At 64.2% G+C, this 20,214-nt stretch carries 19 protein-coding genes and 1 pseudogene; 15 read left to right on the top strand and 5 right to left on the bottom strand.

The genetic code is table 11. The features are described 5' to 3' along the window. Positions 1 to 338 precede the first annotated feature (338 nt). The 3 genes from A6A40_RS32235 (at position 339) to A6A40_RS24210 (ending at position 4,919) form a co-directional block, all read left to right on the top strand. Positions 339 to 2,144: a tetratricopeptide repeat protein gene (locus A6A40_RS32235; protein WP_108548433.1), complete on the top strand. Its 1,806-nt coding sequence runs from the start codon at positions 339 to 341 to the stop codon at positions 2,142 to 2,144. A 103-nt stretch (positions 2,145 to 2,247) separates the two neighbouring features. Further along, positions 2,248 to 3,459, top strand: a complete 1,212-nt coding sequence (locus A6A40_RS24215) for a putative DNA modification/repair radical SAM protein (RefSeq protein ID WP_108548432.1) — start codon at positions 2,248 to 2,250, stop codon at positions 3,457 to 3,459. A 2-nt stretch (positions 3,460 to 3,461) separates the two neighbouring features. Then, the gene (locus A6A40_RS24210; RefSeq protein WP_108548431.1) at positions 3,462 to 4,919 is read left to right on the top strand and encodes a UdgX family uracil-DNA binding protein; all 1,458 of its coding nucleotides are present in this window, start codon (positions 3,462 to 3,464) and stop codon (positions 4,917 to 4,919) included. Between the two features lie 82 nt (positions 4,920 to 5,001). Here A6A40_RS24210 and A6A40_RS24205 read toward each other — a convergent pair whose 3' ends face one another. From A6A40_RS24205 to A6A40_RS24195, 3 genes are read right to left on the bottom strand one after another with little or no spacing between them, the layout of a single operon-like run. Further along, positions 5,002 to 5,976 (bottom strand): DctP family TRAP transporter solute-binding subunit, encoded by a 975-nt coding sequence (locus tag A6A40_RS24205; protein ID WP_108548430.1) that lies wholly within the window; start codon positions 5,974 to 5,976, stop codon positions 5,002 to 5,004. Positions 5,977 to 6,036: 60 nt separating this feature from the next. Further along, entirely contained in the window at positions 6,037 to 7,317 is a 1,281-nt protein-coding gene (locus tag A6A40_RS24200; protein ID WP_108548429.1) for a TRAP transporter large permease subunit, read from the bottom strand. Continuing rightward, positions 7,317 to 7,802, bottom strand: a complete 486-nt coding sequence (locus A6A40_RS24195; protein WP_108548428.1) for a TRAP transporter small permease — start codon at positions 7,800 to 7,802, stop codon at positions 7,317 to 7,319. The genes A6A40_RS24200 and A6A40_RS24195 overlap by 1 nt, the downstream gene beginning before the upstream one ends. Positions 7,803 to 8,248: 446 nt before the next feature. Here A6A40_RS24195 and A6A40_RS24190 point away from each other — a divergent pair, with 446 nt between their 5' ends. Next, entirely contained in the window at positions 8,249 to 9,304 is a 1,056-nt protein-coding gene (locus tag A6A40_RS24190) for a LacI family DNA-binding transcriptional regulator (RefSeq protein ID WP_108548427.1), read from the top strand. Between the two features lie 72 nt (positions 9,305 to 9,376). Here the strand turns inward: A6A40_RS24190 and A6A40_RS24185 are convergent, their stop codons facing one another. Then, entirely contained in the window at positions 9,377 to 10,438 is a 1,062-nt protein-coding gene (locus A6A40_RS24185; RefSeq protein ID WP_108548426.1) for an L-idonate 5-dehydrogenase, read from the bottom strand. An 11-nt stretch (positions 10,439 to 10,449) separates the two neighbouring features. Beyond that, a complete protein-coding gene (locus A6A40_RS24180; RefSeq protein WP_108548425.1) occupies positions 10,450 to 11,397 on the bottom strand; it encodes a 2-hydroxyacid dehydrogenase in 948 nt (315 codons plus the stop codon). 98 nt (positions 11,398 to 11,495) lie between these two features. Between A6A40_RS24180 and A6A40_RS24175 the strand changes: the two genes are divergently transcribed. From A6A40_RS24175 to A6A40_RS24135, 11 genes and pseudogenes are all read left to right on the top strand, one after another. Further along, positions 11,496 to 12,254: an SDR family oxidoreductase gene (locus A6A40_RS24175; RefSeq protein WP_108548424.1), complete on the top strand. Its 759-nt coding sequence runs from the start codon at positions 11,496 to 11,498 to the stop codon at positions 12,252 to 12,254. Then, a complete protein-coding gene (locus tag A6A40_RS24170; protein ID WP_108548423.1) occupies positions 12,223 to 12,765 on the top strand; it encodes a gluconokinase in 543 nt (180 codons plus the stop codon). The genes A6A40_RS24175 and A6A40_RS24170 overlap by 32 nt, the downstream gene beginning before the upstream one ends. Then, a complete protein-coding gene (locus tag A6A40_RS24165; RefSeq protein ID WP_108548422.1) occupies positions 12,762 to 13,649 on the top strand; it encodes an NAD(P)-dependent oxidoreductase in 888 nt (295 codons plus the stop codon). Before A6A40_RS24170 ends, A6A40_RS24165 begins: the two co-directional genes overlap by 4 nt. Further along, a complete protein-coding gene (locus A6A40_RS24160; protein WP_108548421.1) occupies positions 13,646 to 13,978 on the top strand; it encodes a hypothetical protein in 333 nt (110 codons plus the stop codon). Before A6A40_RS24165 ends, A6A40_RS24160 begins: the two co-directional genes overlap by 4 nt. Before the next feature lie 195 nt (positions 13,979 to 14,173). Next, positions 14,174 to 15,019, top strand: a complete 846-nt coding sequence (locus tag A6A40_RS24155) for a serine/threonine protein kinase (RefSeq protein WP_108548420.1) — start codon at positions 14,174 to 14,176, stop codon at positions 15,017 to 15,019. Between the two features lie 8 nt (positions 15,020 to 15,027). Then, a complete protein-coding gene (locus A6A40_RS30580) occupies positions 15,028 to 16,035 on the top strand; it encodes a hypothetical protein (protein ID WP_146191642.1) in 1,008 nt (335 codons plus the stop codon). Then, entirely contained in the window at positions 16,028 to 16,363 is a 336-nt protein-coding gene (locus A6A40_RS30575) for a hypothetical protein (protein ID WP_146191641.1), read from the top strand. The genes A6A40_RS30580 and A6A40_RS30575 overlap by 8 nt, the downstream gene beginning before the upstream one ends. Beyond that, complete coding sequence (locus A6A40_RS24150; RefSeq protein ID WP_108548419.1) at positions 16,360 to 17,679, top strand: YcaO-like family protein; 1,320 nt, start codon at positions 16,360 to 16,362, stop codon at positions 17,677 to 17,679. Before A6A40_RS30575 ends, A6A40_RS24150 begins: the two co-directional genes overlap by 4 nt. Then, on the top strand, positions 17,676 to 19,037 hold the full coding sequence (locus tag A6A40_RS24145) for a TfuA-like protein (RefSeq protein WP_108548418.1): 1,362 nt from the start codon (positions 17,676 to 17,678) through the stop codon (positions 19,035 to 19,037). Before A6A40_RS24150 ends, A6A40_RS24145 begins: the two co-directional genes overlap by 4 nt. A 66-nt stretch (positions 19,038 to 19,103) precedes the next feature. Then, a pseudogene (locus tag A6A40_RS24140) lies at positions 19,104 to 19,303 on the top strand (transposase); the annotation flags it as partial. 75 nt (positions 19,304 to 19,378) lie between these two features. Next, complete coding sequence (locus A6A40_RS24135; RefSeq protein WP_146191640.1) at positions 19,379 to 20,002, top strand: GGDEF domain-containing protein; 624 nt, start codon at positions 19,379 to 19,381, stop codon at positions 20,000 to 20,002. Positions 20,003 to 20,214 lie beyond the last annotated feature (212 nt).

The following is a 20,214-nucleotide window of genomic DNA, read 5'->3' as shown; positions in this document are numbered from 1 at the left end:
GCGCCAGGCGCGGACGGCGCGCCTGAGGGGCGGCGCGCATCGGGGAAGCATCAGGAACGGAAAGGACCGGAAGCCGGGGGCGGTCTCTCAGCAATGGTCCAAGGGGTGAGGACATCAGTCCCTCCAAGTGCGGTCACGCCCGTCGGCGCAAGAGCAGGTGAAGAGATCCGACATCGCGACCACGTCTAAGTCGCCAGAGGGGCCCGGATCCAGGTGATCAGCACGTGGCCCCGTCCCGCTTTCCTGTCAAGACGGCGCCCACACAATTTGCGCACCGAAGAGGCCGGGCTTGGGGCGGGGCCTGGACCGGCGATTTCCTCCCCCCTATAAGAGAAGCCATGGCGACATTGCAGGAAGCGCTGACCGCGGCGTTGGATCATCAGGAGGCAGGCCGCTTCGGCAAAGCCGACACCCTGTATCGCCGTATCCTCGCGGCATCCCCCGGCCATCCCCATGCGCTTCACCTGTGGGGCATCCTGGCGGCGCTGACCGGACGGCCGGAGGAAGCGGCAGGCCGGATCGGGCAGGCCATCGCCATAGCTCCCGACATCGCCGATTTCCATGTCAATCTGGCGCGGATCGAGGCCGCGCTGAACCGGCCCGACCGGGCCGCCCGCCATTACGCCCACGCCGCCGCCCTGCGGCCGGAGGAGGCGGAGACGCGCTTCCAACTGGCCGGGCTGCTCCAGGAGCTGGGGCAGGACGCGCGGGCGCGGGCCGGATTCCGCACGGTGCTGGTGCTGGAGCCGGCCCATCCCGGAGCGCTGCTGCGGCTGGCGGCCACGGAACCGGGGCTCGGACGGGCGGTGGCGGCCGCGCGGATCGACCTGGCGCTCGCCCCCGACGACCCCGTCCTGTGGAATGAGCTTGCCAACCGGCTGAAGGCGGGGAGACGGCGGGAGGAGGCCCTTGCCCGGTCGGTGACCGGCTATGGCCGCGGGCTGGTCCTGCTGCCGGGGAATCCCGTGCTGCTGAACAACCGCGCCGACAGCTGGCTGAGGCTGGACAGGCTGGAACGGGCGGAGGAGGACGCGCGGGCCGCGGTCGCCGCGGCTCCCGGCTTTGCCGCCGGCTGGAACACGCTGGGCTCCGTCCTGATGGCGCAGGGGCGTGCCGCGGAGGCGGCGGGCGCCTACGAACAGGCGGCCGGCATCGATCCCGTCAACAATGCCCAGGCCCGCTTCAACCGCTCCATCGCCCTGCTGACGCTCGGCCGGCTGGCGGAGGGGTGGGACGAGTATGAGCAGGGTTGGACGGTATCCTCCGGCCGCTTCCCGCGGGTCGGCTTTCCCCAGCCGCTTTGGGACGGGAGGCCCTTGGCCGACGGCGGGCGGGGCGGCGGCGGGCGGGGCGGCGCCCTGCTGGTGTGGGGCGAACAGGGGCTGGGTGACGAGGTGATGTTCGCCAGCCTGATCCCGCAGCTGGTCCGGGATGGCTTGCGGGTGGTGCTGGACTGCGACGCGCGGCTGGCCCCGCTGTTCGCCCGCGGCCTGCCGGACGTCACCGTGGTCGCGCGCACGGAACCGTTGAGCAGCCGGCTGACCGCGCCGGAGGTGGTCGCGCAAATCCCGGCCGGCAGCCTGCCGCGCCTGATGCGCCGGCGGATCGGGGATTTCACCGGCCGCCAGCCTCCCTTCCTGAAGGCCGATCCCGGACGGGTGGCCGAGCTGCGGCGGCGGATCGGGGGTGGCCATGGGAATGGACACCGGCTGGTCGGGCTTTCCTGGAGCAGCAAGAACGCCTCGGTCGGGCATCTGCGCTCCATCCCGCCCGGCCGGCTGGCCGGCGCGCTGGACGGTGCGGATGTCAAACTGGTCAGCCTGCAATATGGCGATGTCGCGGCGGAGGCCGCCGCCGCCGGCATCGCCGATCCGGGACTGGATGCCTGGAGCGACATCGACGGGCTGGCGGCGCTGATCACCGCCATGGATCTGGTGGTGTCGGTGGACAACTCGACCGTCCATCTCGCCGGCGGGCTGGGACGTCCGGCCTGGGCGCTGCTTCCCCATGCCGCCGACTGGCGCTGGATGCAGGGGGGCGGCGACACGGTCTGGTATCCGTCGGTCCGTCTGTTCCGGCAGGATGCGCCGGGCGATTGGGGCGGCGTGCTGCGGAAACTGCGCGCGGCGCTCTTGGAGAGTTAGGGGCAGCCGCGGAAGGCGCGATTTTGCACCCGCCATTCGGCTTGCCTTTTGCTTTCAAGAGAACATATTAGGAACATCGGAACGGGAGAGGAAAGCCCCCACGGTGGATGACGCGCTGCTCGACAAGCTCGGGATTCTCGCCGACGCGGCGAAATACGACGCCTCCTGCGCGTCCTCGGGGGCGAAGCGGCGGACGGGCGGGCCGGACGGCATCGGCTCCACCACCGGGGCCGGCATCTGCCACGCCTATACGCCGGACGGGCGCTGCGTCTCGCTGCTCAAGATCCTGCTGACCAACCACTGCCTGTTCGACTGCGCCTACTGCATCAACCGCCGCTCCTCCAACGTGCGCCGCGCGCGGTTCAGCGTCGATGAGGTGGTGCGGCTGACCTTGGGCTTCTACAAGCGCAACTGCATCGAAGGGCTGTTCCTGTCCTCCGGCATCATCCGCTCGCCCGATTACACGATGGAGCAGCTGATGCTGGTGGCGCGCACGCTGCGGCGCGACCATGGCTTCGCCGGCTACATCCATCTGAAGACCATCCCGGAGGCCAGCCCCTGGCTGATCGAGCAGGCCGGGCTGTGGGCCGACCGGCTGTCGATCAACCTGGAACTGGCCTCCGACCGCAGCCTGAAGCAGTTCGCGCCGGAAAAGAACGGCGGCGCGATCAAGGCGGTGATGGGGCAGGTCGGCGAACGCATCCTGGAGGCGAAGGAGGAGAAGCGCCGCTTCTCCCCCGCCGGGCAGAGCACCCAGATGATCGTCGGCGCCGACGCCTCCACCGACCTGTCGGTGCTGGAGACCAGCGACACGCTCTATCGCCGCTACGGGCTGCGCCGGGTCTACTATTCCGCCTTCAGCCCGATCCCGGAGGCCAGCTCAGCCCTGCCGGCCAAGCCGCCGCCGCTCCAGCGCGAGAACCGGCTGTACCAGGCCGACTGGCTGCTGCGCCATTACGGCTTCACCGTGGAGGAGATCGCCGCCGGGGGCGAGGGCGGGATGCTGGATCTCGGCATCGATCCCAAGCTGGCCTGGGCGCTGAAGAACCGCGAGCGTTTTCCGGTGGACGTGAACAGCGCCGACCGCGAGATGCTGCTGCGCGTGCCGGGGCTGGGGGCGCGGGCGGTCGACAGGATCGTCGAGGCGCGGCGCCACACCAGCTTGCGGCTGGAGGATGTGGCCCGGCTGTCGTCGGGGCTGAAACGGGCGCGCGCCTTCCTGATCGCCGCCGACCACCATCCGGGCGGGCTGACCGACCGCGCCGACCTGCGGCAGAGGCTGGTGGCGCCGCCCAGGCAGCTCAGCCTGTTCTGACCATGTACAGCGTGGAGCTGAAGGACGGCGCCGATCTGGACGGCTTCCGCCGCGCGCTGCGCGGGCTGGTCGCGCTCGATGTCGAGCCGGAGAAGGTGGTGTGGAGCGGCGGGGCGGCGCCGTCCCTGTTCGGCGATGAGGCTCCGCTGCCGGCGGACGCACCGCCGGTTCCGCTGCCGCGCCCCGTGGGAGCGCTGATCGAAAGCGTGGTCTGCCACCGCGACCCGGAACGCTACGCCCTGCTGCACCGGCTGGTCTGGCGGGTGCTGCGGGGAGAGCGCGACATGCTCGGCCACCATGCCGATCCGCTGGTCCACCGGCTGGCGCTGCTGGACAAGGCGGTGCGGCGCGACCTGCACAAGATGCACGCTTTCCTGCGCTTCCATGAGGTGCGGGATCCGGATGGGGCGGAGCGCTATCTCGCTTGGTTCGAGCCCGACCATTTCATCGTCGAGGCGACCGCCCCCTTCTTCGTCGAGCGCTTCGAAAGCCTGGTCTGGACGATCCTGACGCCGGTCGGATCGCTGCTGTGGGACCGGCGCTCGCTGACGGTCGGGCCGGCGGCTTTGAGGCCGGAGGGGCTCGACCGCGACGACCGCTTCGCCGAGGGCTGGCAGCGCTACTATGAGAGCACCTTCAACCCGGCGCGGGTGAACCCCACCGCGATGCGGGCGGAGATGCCGCGGAAATACTGGGCCAATTTGCCGGAAGCCGCCGCCATTCCGGCGATGATCCGCTCCGCCCCGGCGCGGGTCCGGGCGATGATCGAGGCGGAAGCCGCCGCCCCCCGCCGCCGCTCCCCCGACAAGGCCGTCGCCGCCATGGCCCGGCAGGAGCCGGCGACGCTGGCCGAGCTGAACCGCATCATCCGGACAGCAGACCCCCTGGTGCCGGGGGCGACGCAGGCGGTGCTGGGCGAGGGGCCGGTGGGAGCCGCCATCGCCATCGTCGGCGAGCAGCCCGGCGACCTGGAGGATGTGGAGGGCCGCCCCTTCGTCGGCCCGGCCGGACAGCTGCTGACCCGCGCGCTGGAAGAGGCCGGGATCGGGCGCGGCGCCGCCTACCTGACCAACGCGGTGAAGCATTTCAAGTTCGTCGTCCGCGGCACGCGCCGGCTGCACCAGTCGCCGACCGCCGGCGAGGTGAAGCATTACCGCTGGTGGCTGCTGAAGGAGCTGGCCTTTGTCCGCCCGCGTCTGGTGGTGACGCTGGGCGCCACCGCCGCCCTCGCGCTGACCGGGCGCAGCGTCCCGGTTTTGCGGGAACGCGGGCCGATGGGATTCGGCGATTGGGAGGGGTTCGTCACCGTCCACCCGTCCTATCTGCTGCGCCTGCCGGCCGGGGCGGGGGCGGAGCAGGCCTATCAGGACTTCGTCGCCGACCTGCGGCAGGCACGGGGGATGGCGGAGGAGAGCGCGATAGGCGTTGAACCGGATCGCGTAAAATCGGACTCGATGTGAAGCCTGGCCCGATCGTCAGTCGAAAAGCCATGGCGCCGTGCGTTTCATAGCAAACGCACGGCGCCATGGTAAGCCCAGCTCTTTACTTCGACATTTCGACGATGGCGTTGACCAGCTTGTCGCCATTGGCCTTGGTGAAGCCATCCCAGACCTTGCGGACGGCGGCCTGGAAGGCGGCCGAATCGACGTCGCGGTTGACCTTCATGCCCTCCTTCTCCAGCGCCGCGATCATGCCCTCTTCCTTGGCGATGTTCATCTCGCGCTGCTTGGCGACGGCGTCGCGCGCGGCTTCGACGACGATCTTGCGGTCGGCCTCGCTCAACGACTGGAACTTCTTGTCGTTCATGACCATCGCCAGCGGCGAATAGGCGTGCTGGGTCAGCGACAGGTACTTCTGCACCTCGTTGAACCTGAAGGAGACGACGATGCCGACCGGATGGTCCTGGGCGTTCACGACGCCGGTCTCCAGCGCGGTGTAGAGCTCGGCAACCGGGATCTGCTGGGGGTTGGCGCCAAGCAGGGCGAACATGTCGTTGAGGGCGCGCGAGTTGTTGACGCGCATCTGCAGACCCTTGAGGTCGGCGGGAACGCGGATCGGGCCGCGGCTGTTGGTGATGTTGCGGTAGCCGTTCTCGGGGAAGCCCAGGACCTTGAGGCCATGCTTGCCGAACTGTGCGGCCACACCCGAACCGATCTCACCGTCGAGAACCTTGTAGGCGACCTGGCGCGTCGGGAAGATGAAGGGCAGCTCGAACACGCCGGCTTCGGGAACCAGGCCGGTGAAGTTGTTGAGGCCGGAGATGGTGATGTCGGTGATGCCGGACCGGGTTCCGTCGATCATCTGGGCATCGTTGCCGAGCTGCCCCTGCGGGAACACGGTGACGGTGATCGCGCCCTTGGAGCGGGATTCGACCTGCTCCTTGAAGTAGAGCGACATCGTCTGCTGCAGGTCCGTATCCGGCGCCGCGTGGCCGAGCTTCAGCTTGACCTGCGCGGAGGCCGAGACGGAGACAAGGGCCAGGACGGCCGCCAGTCCCAGGGTCTTGAGCGTGTTCATTGGTATTCCTCCCTTGATTGACTTGGCCTTGAGTGACCGGCCCCGATCAGCCGGCCCCGATCAGCCGGCGAAGAACTTCATCGGGACGATGATGAGAGACGGGAACAGGACGAAGACGACCAGCAGAAGGGTGTAGGCGACGATGAAGGGCAGCGCTCCTCTCACCGCGGTGCTCATCTGCGCGTGGCCGACGCCGCAGACCACGTTGAGGACGGTTCCGACCGGCGGCGTGATGAGGCCGATCGAGGTGTTGATGACGAACATCACCCCGAAATACACCGGGTCGATGCCCGCCATCTTCACGATCGGCATGAACAGCGGCACCAGGATCAGGATCGTCGGGCTGAGATCCATCACCATGCCGACCATCAGAACGATCAGCATGATCACGCCCATCAGCACGCGTGGATGATCGACCAGCGGACCGAGAAGTTCCGCCAGCTGCTGCGGCAATTGCGCGACGGTGATCAGCCAGGCGGCGACCATCGCGGCGCCGACCAGGAACATCACCATGGCGGTGGAGCGGCCGGCAACGATCAGGATGTCGTAGAAGCCCTTCAGGGTCAACTCGCGGTAGACGAGCGTGGACACGGTGATGGCATAGACGGCCGCGACCACCGCCGCCTCGGTCGGCGTGAACAGGCCGAAGCGGATGCCGCCGATGATGATGATCGGCAGAAGCAGCGCCCACACGCCTTCACGCAGGGCGGCAAGACGCTCGGCACCCGTGGCGCGCGGCGTGGTTTCCACCGTTTCCTTGCGCATGATCATCCACCAGACGACCATCAGGACCGCGCCCATCATCAGGCCGGGTGCGATGCCGCCGAGGAACAGCTTGGCGATGGAGATGTTGCCGGCCACGCCGATGATGATCAGCGGCAGCGACGGCGGAATGACCGGCGCGATGATGCCGCCCGACGCCAGCAGGCCGATGGACGGGCCTTCCGGATAGCCGGACTTCCGCATCATCGGGTAGAGGATCGACACCAGCGCCGCCGCGTCGGCCACGGCCGAACCGGACAGGCCGGCCAGCAGAACCGAGGTGATGACCGCCACATAGCCCAGCCCGCCCTTGCGATGGCCGACCAGGGTGGCCGCCAGTTGGACGATGCGCCGCGACAGGCCGCCATGCGCCATCACCTCGCCGGCGACGAGGAAGAAGGGCACGGCGAGAAGCGGGAAGCTGTCGACGCCGTTCATCAGCGACTGGGTCAGCACGTCGGCGCTGAACAGGTCCAGATGCAGCATCAGCGCCATGGAGGAGAGAAGCAGCGCGAAAGCGACCGGCAACCCCATCAGGATGCTGATGAGGAGAACCGAGAGAAACAGAAGCATGACCATTATTTGCTCTCCGGCGCAGGCTTGACGGTTTCAGGCGGACCGAAAAGCCGCATGATCGCCACGAACGCCATGAGGAGGCCGGACACGGCGCCGGCCAGATACATCACCCCGGTCGGAAGCCCGGTGAGTGGCGAAATGTTGTGCCAGTTCGCGATGGTCTGCCCCACGGCGCCCCAGAACAGCATCGAAACCGACACGAGAATGACCAGCCACGAAAAGCGGCGCAGGATGGGGACGGCGCGCGGAAAGAAGGCTTCGGAAAATTCGGAAACCGCTAAGTGTTCGCCCCGCCGCAGGGCGACGACGGCGCCCAGCATCACCACCCAGACGAAGCCAAGGCGGGACAGTTCGACGGAAACCCGAAGTCCCGACGAAAAGCCGTAGCGCATGACCACGTTGGTAAACACAAGGACGATCATCGCCGCCATCAATATTGCCATGATGGCGTCGATCCAGGTCCAGAGGAACGACACAAGTCGGCCCATGGCACTTCCCCCCAATTGTATTCTTCTGCTGCCCCAATCACCGTGCTGTGCACTTGACAATAGGGCGCACCTTGAACGTACCGTTTAGTGTTATCGATAACACCGCATGCGTCAAGGGGGAACGGGGCCGCAGGGCGCCATTTTGTCGGGGGCACGCGGGCTCTGGCGCATCGGAAAACGACGCGGGGACGGATCCAGCCGCCGGGCTTGAGGCCGCCCGCGCTCCGGTGGTATCTGTGACGGATTCTTCGTGCCAAAGCGCCAGGGTATGATATCGTTAACATCTGCGACAAAAGGTCTGACCCTGTGGATGGCGGCGATGGCGGGCAGCCGTCCGTATCGGCGGTTCGCGGGGCCGTCTCCAGAATGCCGTGCGTCGCGGTGATCCCGAATCGGATGCCCCAAGCCAGAAGAGGCACATGACCAAACGCCCAGCAAAGCCCACGATGCGCGACGTGTCGCGCCTGGCCGGCGTGTCCACCATGACGGTGTCGCGTGTCCTGACCGACCCCAGCCTGGTGGCGGAGGAAACCCGGCAGCGCGTCCTCCAGGCAGTGGAGCAGTTGCGCTATGTTCCCGACCGGGTGGCGGGCAGCCTGTCGTCGCGCCGGAGCGGGTTCGTGGCGCTGATCCTGCCCACACTGATGAACTCGAATTTCGCCGATACCGCCCAGGCCTTGAGCGAGGGGCTGCACAGCGCGGGCTATCAGCTGCTCATCGGCTACACGCTCTACCGGCTCGACGAGGAGGAGCGCGTCATCCAATCCGTGCTGACGCGGCGTCCGGAAGCGATCGTGCTGACCGGGATCGAGCATTCCCGGAAGACCACGGCGATGCTGTTCGAGGCCGGCGTGCCGGTGGTGGAAATCTGGGACCTGCAGGACCGGCCCATCGACTATGTGGTCGGCTATTCCAACTTCGAGGTCGGCCGCGCCGCCGCCCATCATCTCGTCGGGCTGGGGCACCGCCGGGTCTGCGCCGTCGGCCCCTGCGACAGCGGGGAGGCGCGCGATTTCCGTGCCGAACAGCGCCTCGCCGGCTTTGCCGCCGGCCTGCGGGAAACCGGCACTCCCGACGACCTGATCTTCCGCCACTCCCATGTGCCGCTGTCCTTCACCGAGGGGGCCGAGGCGATGGAGATGGTGGCCCGCGAGGCCCCGGACGCGGAGGCCATCTTCGCGGCGTCGGACCTGCACGCCGTCGGCGTGCTGATGGAGTGCCAGCGGCGCTCGATCCGCGTGCCGGAGGACCTGTCCATCATGGGATTCGGCGATTTCGAGATCGGCCGGCAATCCGTTCCGCCGCTGACGACGATGCGGGTCGATGCGCGGGCCATCGGCCTCAGGACCGCCGAGGTGATCCTGGGGGCCCTCGGCGTGCAGCCGCCCCAGGAGAGCACATCCGAGGAAACTGCATCCAAGAACTCTCCAGCGCGGGTTCACGACCTGGGATTCGAGGTGCTGACCCGCGGCAGCACGCGCCCCGGAAACTGGAAACGCTGAGGCCGGCCGGCGGTTGACGGGCGGCGCTTGTCGGGCGGAGGCGGCGGGGCTCCCTCCCCGCCGCCGGTCCGGTCAGTGCTGCAGGCTGGAGCTGGGGAGCGTCGGATCGAAGGCGATCTGCACCTTCATCGCCCGGCCGCGGTCGGCGGCGAGGTCGAAGGCGGCGCGGGCGTCGGGCAGCGCGATGGTGTGGGTGATCAGCGGCTTCACGTCGATCAGGCCCTTGCGCATCAGGCCGACGCCGATGGCGAACTCCTCGTGGAAGCGGAAGGAGCCGCGCAGATCCAGCTCCTTGGCGGTGATCGCCATCATCGGCAGCGACATGTCGCCGCCGAGGCCGAGCTGGACGATCACGCCGCGCGGCCGGAGCGCCCCGATCCCGGCGGTGAGCGCGGCGACCGCGCCGGAGCATTCGTAGAGAACGTCGAAAGTGCCCTTGTCGGCCGAATAGGCCGCGAGCGCCTCCGGCTCCTCCCTGGAATTGATCGTGCGGTCGGCGCCCGCGGCCTTCGCGAGGTCGAGGGTGAAGTCCATCAGATCGACGGCAACGATCTCGGACGCGCCGGCGCGGCGGGCGGCGAGGATCGACAGCACGCCGATCGGGCCGCAGCCCGTCACCAGAACGCGCTTGCCAAGCAGATCGCCGGCCCGCCGCGTGGCGTGCAGGGCCACGGCCAGCGGTTCGGCCATCGCCGCCTCGCCGGCGCTGAGCCCGTCGGCCGGGACGCATTGCACGGCGTCGGCGACCAGCGCTTCCCGGAAGGCCCCCTGGATGTGGGGAAAGGGCATGGCGCTGCCGTAGAAGCGCATGTTGAGGCACTGGTTGTGCAGGCCCTGCTGGCAGTAGCGGCAGGTCCGGCAGGGCCGCGACGGCGACACCGAAACCAGCTGGCCGACCTCCAGCCCGGTGACGCCGGGACCGATCTTGGCGACCCGGGCCGAAACCTCGTGGCCGAGGATCATCGGCTGCTTCAGCCGGACGGCGCCGAAGCCGCCATGCTGGTAGTAATGCAGGTCGCTGCCGCAGATGCCGCCGGCGGCGACCGCGAGCCCGACCTCGCCTTCGCCCGGCTCGGCATCGGGATGCTCCTCGATGCGCAGATCCTTCGCGGAATGGGCGACGATGGCTTTCATGGAGGATCTCCTCAGAGGACCGGTGTCGGAAGCGGCTGCCCGGCGAATTGGGCGGCGATGTTGTCGCGGACGAGCTGGCCCATGGCCTTGCGCGTCTCGACCGTGCCCGAGGCGTGGTGCGGCTGGAGCAGCACGTTGTCGAGGGCCAGGAAGCGCGGATTGAGTTTCGGCTCGCCTTCGAAAACGTCAAGGGCGGCGGAGCCCAGCGTCCGGGCCTCCAGCGCGTCGAGCAGCGCCTCCTCGTCGATGTTGGACGCGCGGGAGATGTTGATCAGCATTCCGTCCGGCCCGAGCGCAGCGATCACCTTGCGGTCGATGATGTGGCGGGTGGCGGCCGACGCCGCAAGCGTCACGAACAGGAAGTCGGAGCGCTCGGCGAGGGAGACCGGATCGGCGATGAACGCCATGTCGGCCGCATAGCTCTTGGGCGCCACGTCGGTGTAGGCGATCTCCATGCCGAAGCCCTGGAGGCGCTTGGCCACCTCGAAGCCGATGCGGCCCAGCCCGACGATGCCGGCGCGCCGGCCCCAGACGCGGCGCTTCAGCGGATAGAGGCCCTTGGCCGCCCAATCGCCGTTCCGGACCCAGCCTTCGGCGCCGATCATGCCGCGCGACTGGCAGAGCATCATCGCGACGCCGAGATCGGCGACGTCGTTGGTCAGCACGTCGGGGGTGTTGGTCACCCGGATGCCGCGTTCGCGGCAGGCCTCCAGATCGACGGCGTCATAGCCGACGCCATAGACCGCGACGATCTCCAGCTTCGGGCAGGCCTCGATCATGGCGCGGTTGGCGCCGAGTTCGCCACGCGTGGCGATGGCGCGGACCGACGGGCCGACCTGGGCCAGGAAGGCCGCCTTGTCGGCCGCTTCGAAATAGCGGTGCGTCCGGTAGGCCTCGTTCAGCGGCCCCTCGTCCCACTCCGGATAGGGACCGACCTGCAGAATCTCGGGTTTTTCCATTTTGAATTCCTCCCTCGGAAAGCGCTTGACCGTAGTGTTATCGATAACATAAACAGGGGGTGCGATGCCTGTCGAGGCAAAAAAATCGGGAGGAAACGGTGTCTCTGGAACTTTTCAGTCTGAAGGGCCGGCGCGCTCTCGTGACCGGCTCGTCGCAGGGCATCGGGCTCGCCCTGGCCAAGGGTCTCGCCGCCGCTGGCGCCGCCGTGGTCCTGAACGGCCGGGATGGCGACAAGCTGGCGCGGGCCGCCGAACAGATCGGCCAACAGGCCGCCATCCTGGCTTTCGACGTGACCGACCATGGGGCCGTGCGCGAGGCGGTCGACCGGTTCGAGGCGGAAAGCGGGCCCATCGACATTCTCGTCAACAATGCCGGCATGCAGTTCCGCACGGCGCTGGAGGATTTCCCGGCCGACGCCTTCGAGCGGCTGATGCGGACGAACGTCTCCAGCGTCTTCAATGTCGGGCAGGCCGTCGCCCGCCACATGATCGGCCGCAAGGCCGGCAAGATCATCAACATCGCCAGCGTCCAGACCTCGCTGGCCCGCCCGTCCATCGCCCCCTACACCGCGACCAAGGGTGCGGTCGGCAACCTGACCAAGGGCATGGCGACCGACTGGGCGCGCCACGGCCTGCAGTGCAACGCGATTGCGCCCGGCTATTTCGACACCCCCCTCAACGCAGCCCTGGTTGCGGACGCCGACTTCTCGGCCTGGCTGGAGAAGCGGACGCCGGCCGGTCGCTGGGGCCGTGTCGAGGAACTGGTCGGCGCCTGCGTGTTCCTGGCGTCCGACGCCTCCTCCTTCGTGAATGGGCATGTGCTCTATGTCGACGGCGGCATCACTGCTTCGCTCTGACACGGGCGGCGTCAGCCGCTTCGTGCTGATGGGGGTGTCGGGCTGCGGAAAATCATCGGTCGGCGCTTCGCTGGCCGAGCGGCTCGGCGCCACCTACGTCGATGGGGACGATCTCCATCCCGAACCCAACATCCGCAAGATGGGCGCCGGCATCCCGCTCACCGACGAGGACCGCTGGCCCTGGCTCCTGCGTGTCGGACAGGCGCTTGCCGAAGGCGGGCCGATGACCTTCGTCGGCTGCTCGGCGCTGAAACGGGCCTACCGCGACCGCATCCGCGAGACGACCGGGATGCCGGTTCGCTTCATCCACCTCGCGGGCGCCCGGGACCTGATCCTGGCACGCATGAATGCCCGTCCCGGCCATTTCATGCCATCCTCCCTGCTCGACAGCCAGTTCGCGGCATTGGAGCCGCCAACCGCCGACGAGGGCGCCGTTATCGTTAACATCGACCAGCCGCTGGACCGGATCGTCTCGGCGGTGATCGCAGCGTTGCAGGAGGGGGAGCGATGAGCAGGGCAATCGCGCTGATCGGCGCAGGCGCCATGGGCGGCGCCATCGGTGCTCGGTTCCTGGAGACCGGCAACAGCCTGACCGTCTTCGATCTCGATCCCGTAAAGGTCGCCGCGCTGGAAGCCAAGGGAGCCGCCGCCGCAGCCAGTGCCGCGCAGGCGGCGAGCGTGGCCGATTGCGTCATCCTCAGCCTCAATTCGCCGGGGATCGTCCGCGCCGCCGTGTTCGGTCCGAACGGCGTCGCCGAGGGGGCAAGGCCCGGAACGCTGATCGTCGACATGTCCTCGATCGATCCCGACGCCACCAGGGCGCTTGCCGCCGATGCGGCGGCCAAGGGCCTGCGCTGGGTCGACAGCCCGCTGTCCGGCGGTGCGCCCAAGGCGCTCATCGGCCAGCTCACCCTGATGCTCGGCGGGGCGGACGGCGACGTCGCCGACGCCCGCGAGGTGCTCAAGGATGTGGCGGGCAACATCACCCATATGGGTCCGTCCGGCGCCGGCCAGACGACGAAGCTGATCAATCAGGTTCTCTGCGGGCTGAACTTCCTGGCGGTGGCCGAGGCGACCCAGCTTGCCATCGATGCCGGCGTCGATGCCGCCAAGATCCCGATGGCGCTGAAGGGCGGCAGGGCCGACAGCGCCATCCTCCAGGAATACATGCCGCGCTATGTCGCCAGGGATTACCGGCGCACCGGCCGCATCGACAACATGGTCAAGGACCTCAACGGCGCCCAGGACCTCGCGCGGCGCACCGGCACGGCCATGCCGCTGACCGCCGTCTGCGCGGAGGTTCACCGCATGCTGACCGCCGCCGGCCTCGGCGGCGAGGATCAGGCGGCGCTGATGGAGTTCTTCACGGGAGCAAAGAGGGAGTTTCCGCAATGATCACGCGTTTTGCCCTGTTCGAGGGCACGGTCAAGGCCGGCCAGACGGAGGCCTTCCGGGCCGCGGTGCTGGAGACCATCCTGCCGAGATGGAAGGCAATGCCCGGCGCCCTGGATGTCCGCGTGTCCTTCACGGAAGACCGCGATCCCGGCGCGCCGGAATATCCGCTGATCCTGGCGGTCAATTATCCCGACCGCGAAACCGTGGAGCGGGCGCTGGTAAGCCCGGAGCGCGACAGGGCGCGGGAGGCGACGGAAGCCGTGCTCGCCCGCTATTTCGAAGGCCGCATCCATCACCATGTGACGCAGGCCAACGAGTTCCCTCTCTGATTGGAGGTGCCGGGCGCAGGCCCGGCGACCTGCTCCCGGTTTCCCGACTCTTGCACACATTCTTCGTCGATCACCCGCTCAGGAGCGTTTGTCCCCGAATCGGATCCCGGCTGGAGGGCCGCCGTCTCTCGACAGAATGAGGCGTGATCATTATCGTGCTCGGCACAAGAATAATTGTGCAAAGCAAGCAGATCGATGTCGAGCGAGCCCCTGTCCCAGATCGGTCCATACCGGCTGACCCATGTGATGGGAAAGGGGGGGATGGGGGTGGTCTATGCCGGGGAGCATCTCCGGACGGGCATGAGAGCGGCGGTCAAGACCGTCACCAGCGTCGAGCTTTCGAAGCTAAGCCAGATTCGCCGGGAAATCCGCTCGCTCGCCCGGCTGTCCCACCCGGGCGTCGTCGTGATCCGCGACCACGGCATGAACGACGGGGTGCCCTGGTATGCCATGGAACAGCTGCGGGGCTCCACACTCGCCGATCTGTTCGACCGCCTGTGGGTCGCCCATCGCAACGGGACCGACAGCGAGGGAAGCAAGACCTCCGCGGAGATGGCGACCGACGTCGACGCGACCGCCGAGATCGGTGGCGTGCCGGACGGCTCTGCCGGAGCGGCTGGAGAAACGGCCGACGACGGGTATGCCTTCGGCGCCGGACGGAAGGCCGCGGCGGGCCATCTCCCCGAAGTGCTGTCGCTGGCATACCGGATTTGCGAAATCCTCTCCTACGTTCACGGCGAAGGGATCGTCCACCGCGATCTGAAACCGGCCAACATCTTCATCCGCAGCGACGGCTTGCCGGTTCTCGTCGATTTCGGTCTGGTCAGCGAGACGCGCGACGCCGTGGGGCGCGAGGTCGCCGATCCGGCGCAGCGGGTCAGCGGATCGCCGCCCTACATGGCTCCGGAACAGATCACCGGCGATGTCCTGGATGCACGGTGCGACCTTTACGCGCTCGGCTGCATGCGCTACCAGCTAGTGACGGGGGTCCTGCCTTTCACCGGCACCCGCAGCCAAATCTTCAACGGACATTTGGAGTAGAAATTATCATGACTGAAAAATTCCAAGATCTGAGCATAGACTACGAGTTTAAGAATGAAGAGCGCGATGAGATCATAAGCCATTTAGAGGAAATTAAGGTAAATCCTTACAAACACTACCCGTCATTCCGAAGGGTTGTTTTGAACGAAACAATTTCTTTGGCACCGATTAGGCGCTTCATTAAATTTCTTGAGCGCAGAAATTCTACGTCAAACTTCGCGAATCCCTTTGTTTTTATTAGAAATTCTCCTATCGATCGTACACTTCCAATTTTTAGCAATGACAACCCTGTCCATGAAAAATATCAGAAGAAAAAGACCTATGTTACAGAAGGTTTCTTGCAGATTTACGCCGAACTAACTGGACAACATATTATATCATACATGAATGTAAATGATGGAGATGCTTTTCACGATATTTTTCCATCTACTGAGATGGCAGAATCACAATCTCAAAAAGCATTTGGACCAATTTATTTCCATGGAGATCTATCAAATCATTTTGTTAGGCCGGATGTTGTGAATATCGTAAGCTTAAGGAGCTCGATTCAGAATGAAATATACACAACATTTGTTTCAAACAAAGAAATTTTTGAAATTCTGAGTGAAGAAACCAAAAAAATTCTTTCTGAAAAAATTTTTCTTACGCCTTATGGAGATCTAAATTCAAGAAAAAGCAAAGTCCTTCTCGGATCAGCTCCCAAACATTCCATAATTACAAATGGCATTAATATCTGTCTTGCAGAAAACCGTACATTTTCAGATGAACAGCGCGGACAAGATGCGCTCGCAGAACTTTTGAAGGCAGCACATATGAAGAAGAAAAAACTTCTGATGATGCCCGGAGATTTTGTATCGATACACAATAATCTATCTTTGCATGGAAAAGAAATAGGAGTTGTTTCAGATATTGAACAACAATGGCTTCGTTGGAGTATGAAAACTATAAATGTATACTCTATTTCTCCGCACTTAAAATATATCGAACCCGGGTCTGATTATCTTGTACATGGGTAAAAAATCCAGCCCATGCTTTATGCAGAAAAATAAAGCAGAATCATCTAAATGTGTGTTGACAGTCAAACACACATTCAACAAAAATGCTTTTGTTGCGTGCATTCTATGGATGCAACAGAAGATTGAAAATACCGGAGACAGAGATATGACGAAAAAAAGCAATGCGCTGATGGAAAAAGTTATCAATCTGGTTAACAATGGTGTTTCCAAGAAATCAGTTCATTCTCTTTCAGAGAGCTCGGAAAGCCGGCTTGGAGCAACCTGCTATCTACAAAATCTGGGTGCGACATGTTATGTTAATAATATAGATTTCTTGAGCCGCGCATGACCGTTACTTCCCAAAATTTTGGGGAAAAAAATAACGCTGGGGATGAAGGAATACCATCCCCAGCGTCAATCGGATTTTCCTCTACACAAGTCAAGCGTTATCGCTATGGAACTCATAGATCAATTTCGCCAGATGAAACACTCGAACGAATTATGCCGCATTTAAAGAAATTCGGCATAACAAGAGTGGCAAATATTACTGGATTAGATAGTATTGGCCTTCCTGTTTTTTCTGTTTATAGACCAAACTCACGATCTCTAGCAGTATCCCAAGGAAAAGGATTGGATTTATCCGCTGCCCGTGTTTCCGGCCTTATGGAAGCAATAGAATTTTATCATGCGGAACGTGTGAAGCTGCCGCTCCGCTGGGCCTGTTTCACGGAATTGCAACAAGAAGCCTCCGTTCTCGACGTGTCTCGCCTGCCCCGCATGACGACCAGCCGCTTTCACCCCTTCCGGCCAATCCTGTGGTGCGAGGGTCGAGACCTGATAGGCGGTGAACAGGTCTGGGTGCCCTATGAATCGGTTCACACCGATTTCTCATTGCCGCTTCCCGGCGGCAGCGGCAATTTTCAGATGAGTTCAAATGGTCTTGCAAGTGGCAATCATTGGCTCGAAGCCGTCGGCCACGGCATCTGCGAGGTGGTGGAGCGCGACGCCCTAGCACTTTGGTCCATCGACGGCGCCAGCGCCAACCCGGCCGGACGTCTCGATTTGTCGACGGTTGACGACCCAGCCTGCCGACAAGCGATCAACCTCTTCCGCGCAGCTGGACAGGCGATCGGCGTATGGTCGATCACCACGGATATCGGACTTCCGGCCTTCGCCTGCGTCATCGCCGACCGAGAGCCCAACCATCTTGACCAATTCTATTCAAGCGACGGCAGCGGTTGCCATGCAACGCGTGAGATCGCGCTGTTGCGTGCCCTGACCGAAGCCGCACAAACTAGGCTAACCTATATCGCCGGCGCCCGCGACGACGTCCATCGTGACTTCTTCAAATCGGCCCGCGATCCGGCCCGAGTCGCGCTGATGCTCGCCCGGATCGAACGGGACGAGATCGCGCCGGCGCTGTCCTTTCAAGCTATCCCGACTATGGACCAGGACAGCTTTGACGACGACATCGCCCATCAACTCGCCCGACTGCGCGCCGTCGGTATCGAGCAGGTGGTCGCCGTGGATCTCGGCGGCTATGTTCCGGGTATTGAGGTGGCGCGGGTCATCATTCCCGGTCTGGAAGGGTTGCACGACGCTCCGGGCTATTGTCCCGGCCCCCGTGCCCGCATTCGCGCCCGCAGGGAGTGCGATCATCAATGAAAGTCGTGGTGTTCCTCGGCCCTAGTTTGCCAACTCCGACGGCGAGAGCGGTCCTTGACGCCGATTTCCGACCTCCCGTCTCCCAGGGCGATGTCTATCGCGCAGTCCAGGACGGCGCCCATGTCATCGGAATCATCGATGGCTTCTTTGAGCGCATTCCCGCCGTCTGGCATAAGGAGATCCTCTGGGCACTGACCCAGGGCGTCCATGTGTTCGGCGCCGCCAGCATGGGAGCCCTACGGGCGGCGGAACTGGCCGACTTCGGAATGATCGGCGTCGGACGGATCTTCACCGCCTTCCGTGACGGGATCCTGGACGACGACGACGAGGTGGCAATCGTCCATGGTCCCGCCGACCTGGAATACCCGACCCTCAGCGAGGCGATGGTCAACATCCGCGCCACACTCGACCGGGCGGTCGAAGACGCAGTGATCGGTGGCACGGTCCGCGACCAATTGCTGATCATCGCGAAATCGCTGCATTTCCCTCAGCGCAATTACGAACGTATCTTCGCCATAGGCACGGACCAGGGACGAGAAAAAGACATCGGAGCCCTGCGCCGCTGGCTTCCAACCGGTCGCCTCGACATCAAACATGACGACGCCCTGTCAATGCTGCATGCTATCTCCGACTTGCTGGCCCATCCTCTGGAACCGAAGACGACGAATTATCCCTTCGTCCATACCGACACCTGGGAACGGATGATCCGTCAGATGGAACCGGCGTCCAGCGACGCGGCACAGGAGGATCTGCTGGAAGAACTCCGACTGAATCCAATGATCTACGACCACATCATGGATCTGGCGATGGCACGTGCCCTGGCCCTGCGCGATGCCGACCGGCAGGGCGTGACATCCGATGCGGAGCGGTTCGACGAGACTCTCAACGGCTATTTCGTGCGCCGCAACCTCGTTTCCGGGCCAGATATTCAATCCTGGATGGCCGACCAGGAGTTGGATGCCGCCGGACTGACCACGCTCATCGAACACGAACAGCGCATCGACATGATGAAGACCCTGCTCCGGTCTGATGTTCACAACGCGGTTCCCGAAAGCCTGCGCGTCTCCGGTCGTTTCGGCGTTCTGTCGCGCCGGGTGCGGGACAAGCGACGCTGGCTGGCCGAAAACGGCTTGGAGGGAGCCGACCTGAGCGCCACCGGCCTCAGCGAGAAAGAATTGGTCTTCTGGCACTTCAGAACCCGTCTTGGCATTCCGGTTCCAGTGCATCTCGACACCCATATCCGCGCTCTGGGCTTGGAGAACCGACGGTCATTCCTCCAGGCCCTTGCGCGGGACTATCTCTATAGCCGGCGCGGCGTCGAAACCGATCAGAGCCTGTTTGAAAAGGGCTTGCGTTAACAGCATGATATGATTCAAATTTTAGATGTAAACTGAAGCGGCTCGCAGCCGGAGGCCAGGATCGAGATGAAAACGAAGCGGTATTCGAACGGACCTGACCGATGAGGAATGGTCTCTGATAGAACCGCTGATGCCACAGAAGGACCCCACCGGCCGTCCGAGGTGTGTGGACCTTCGGGAAGTCTTGAACGCCTTGCGCTACTTGGCCCAAATGGGCTGTGGCTGGCGGCTTTTACCAAAGGACTTCCCGCCGTGGCAGACGGTGTATTGGAGGTTCTGGCATCTCCTGCGGCGCTTGCTGTTTCAGACGATCCAACGGTCTCTACGTCAATGGCAAGCGCGTGGACCGTTGCTGGCTCAACAATCAGGACGTGATTCGCATCGGCGGGGAGACGATGCTTCGGTTCTCGTTGCTTTCTGCCAACGAGATCGAGTTCATGGAGAAAATGTATGAGGCAGCCGTCCTTGATCCGTTAACTCGAATTTACAACAGAAGATATTTCTTCGGACTTCTTCATCAGTACATTGAAAAAAACATGCGGGCCAAACAACGGCTGGCATTGATAATTATTGATATCGACCATTTCAAGATTCTGAACGATACATATGGTCATCAGGTCGGAGATTTTGCGCTGCGTCATGTTTCTTCTCTGATTTGCCTGACTGTTCGCGCCGGCGACAAGGTGTGCCGCTTCGGTGGCGAGGAGTTCACGATTTTGCTGAACGAGGTCGATCTGCCTGAAGCCACGTCGATCGCAGAGCGCATCCGGGCCACCGTGGAGGACAACCCCTTGCTCTATGAGGGTGCGGTCATTCCGATGACGGTCTCGATAGGGGTTGCGACCCTCGACCATGCCTTCGGCAGTCCCGACCGTCTGTTCGCCCTCGCCGATGCGCGGATGTATGAAGCCAAGAATGCGGGGCGCAATCAGGTCTGCAACGGTCCGGTGGCTTTGCCGCGTTGAAAGCGTCGTTGTCCGGGTAGAATGAAAATCACCGCAGAGGCGTCAGGCGCCGGCGGGACCGGATCGGGGAAATCGCCCGCCGGTCCGGAACGGCCGGCGGCGGGCGAACCACCAGACGGTGGAATGATCCGGGACATTCGGGAAGCCGAACAGGCGGGGGAGACGCTCCTGCACGAGCAGCGCGGCGCACCACGGCGTGGGCGAGCCGCGCA

Source organism: Azospirillum humicireducens, assembly GCF_001639105.2.
Classification (GTDB): domain Bacteria; phylum Pseudomonadota; class Alphaproteobacteria; order Azospirillales; family Azospirillaceae; genus Azospirillum; species Azospirillum humicireducens.
Note: the sequence above shows the minus strand (reverse complement) of the source record. Positions and strands in the feature narration are given on the sequence as shown.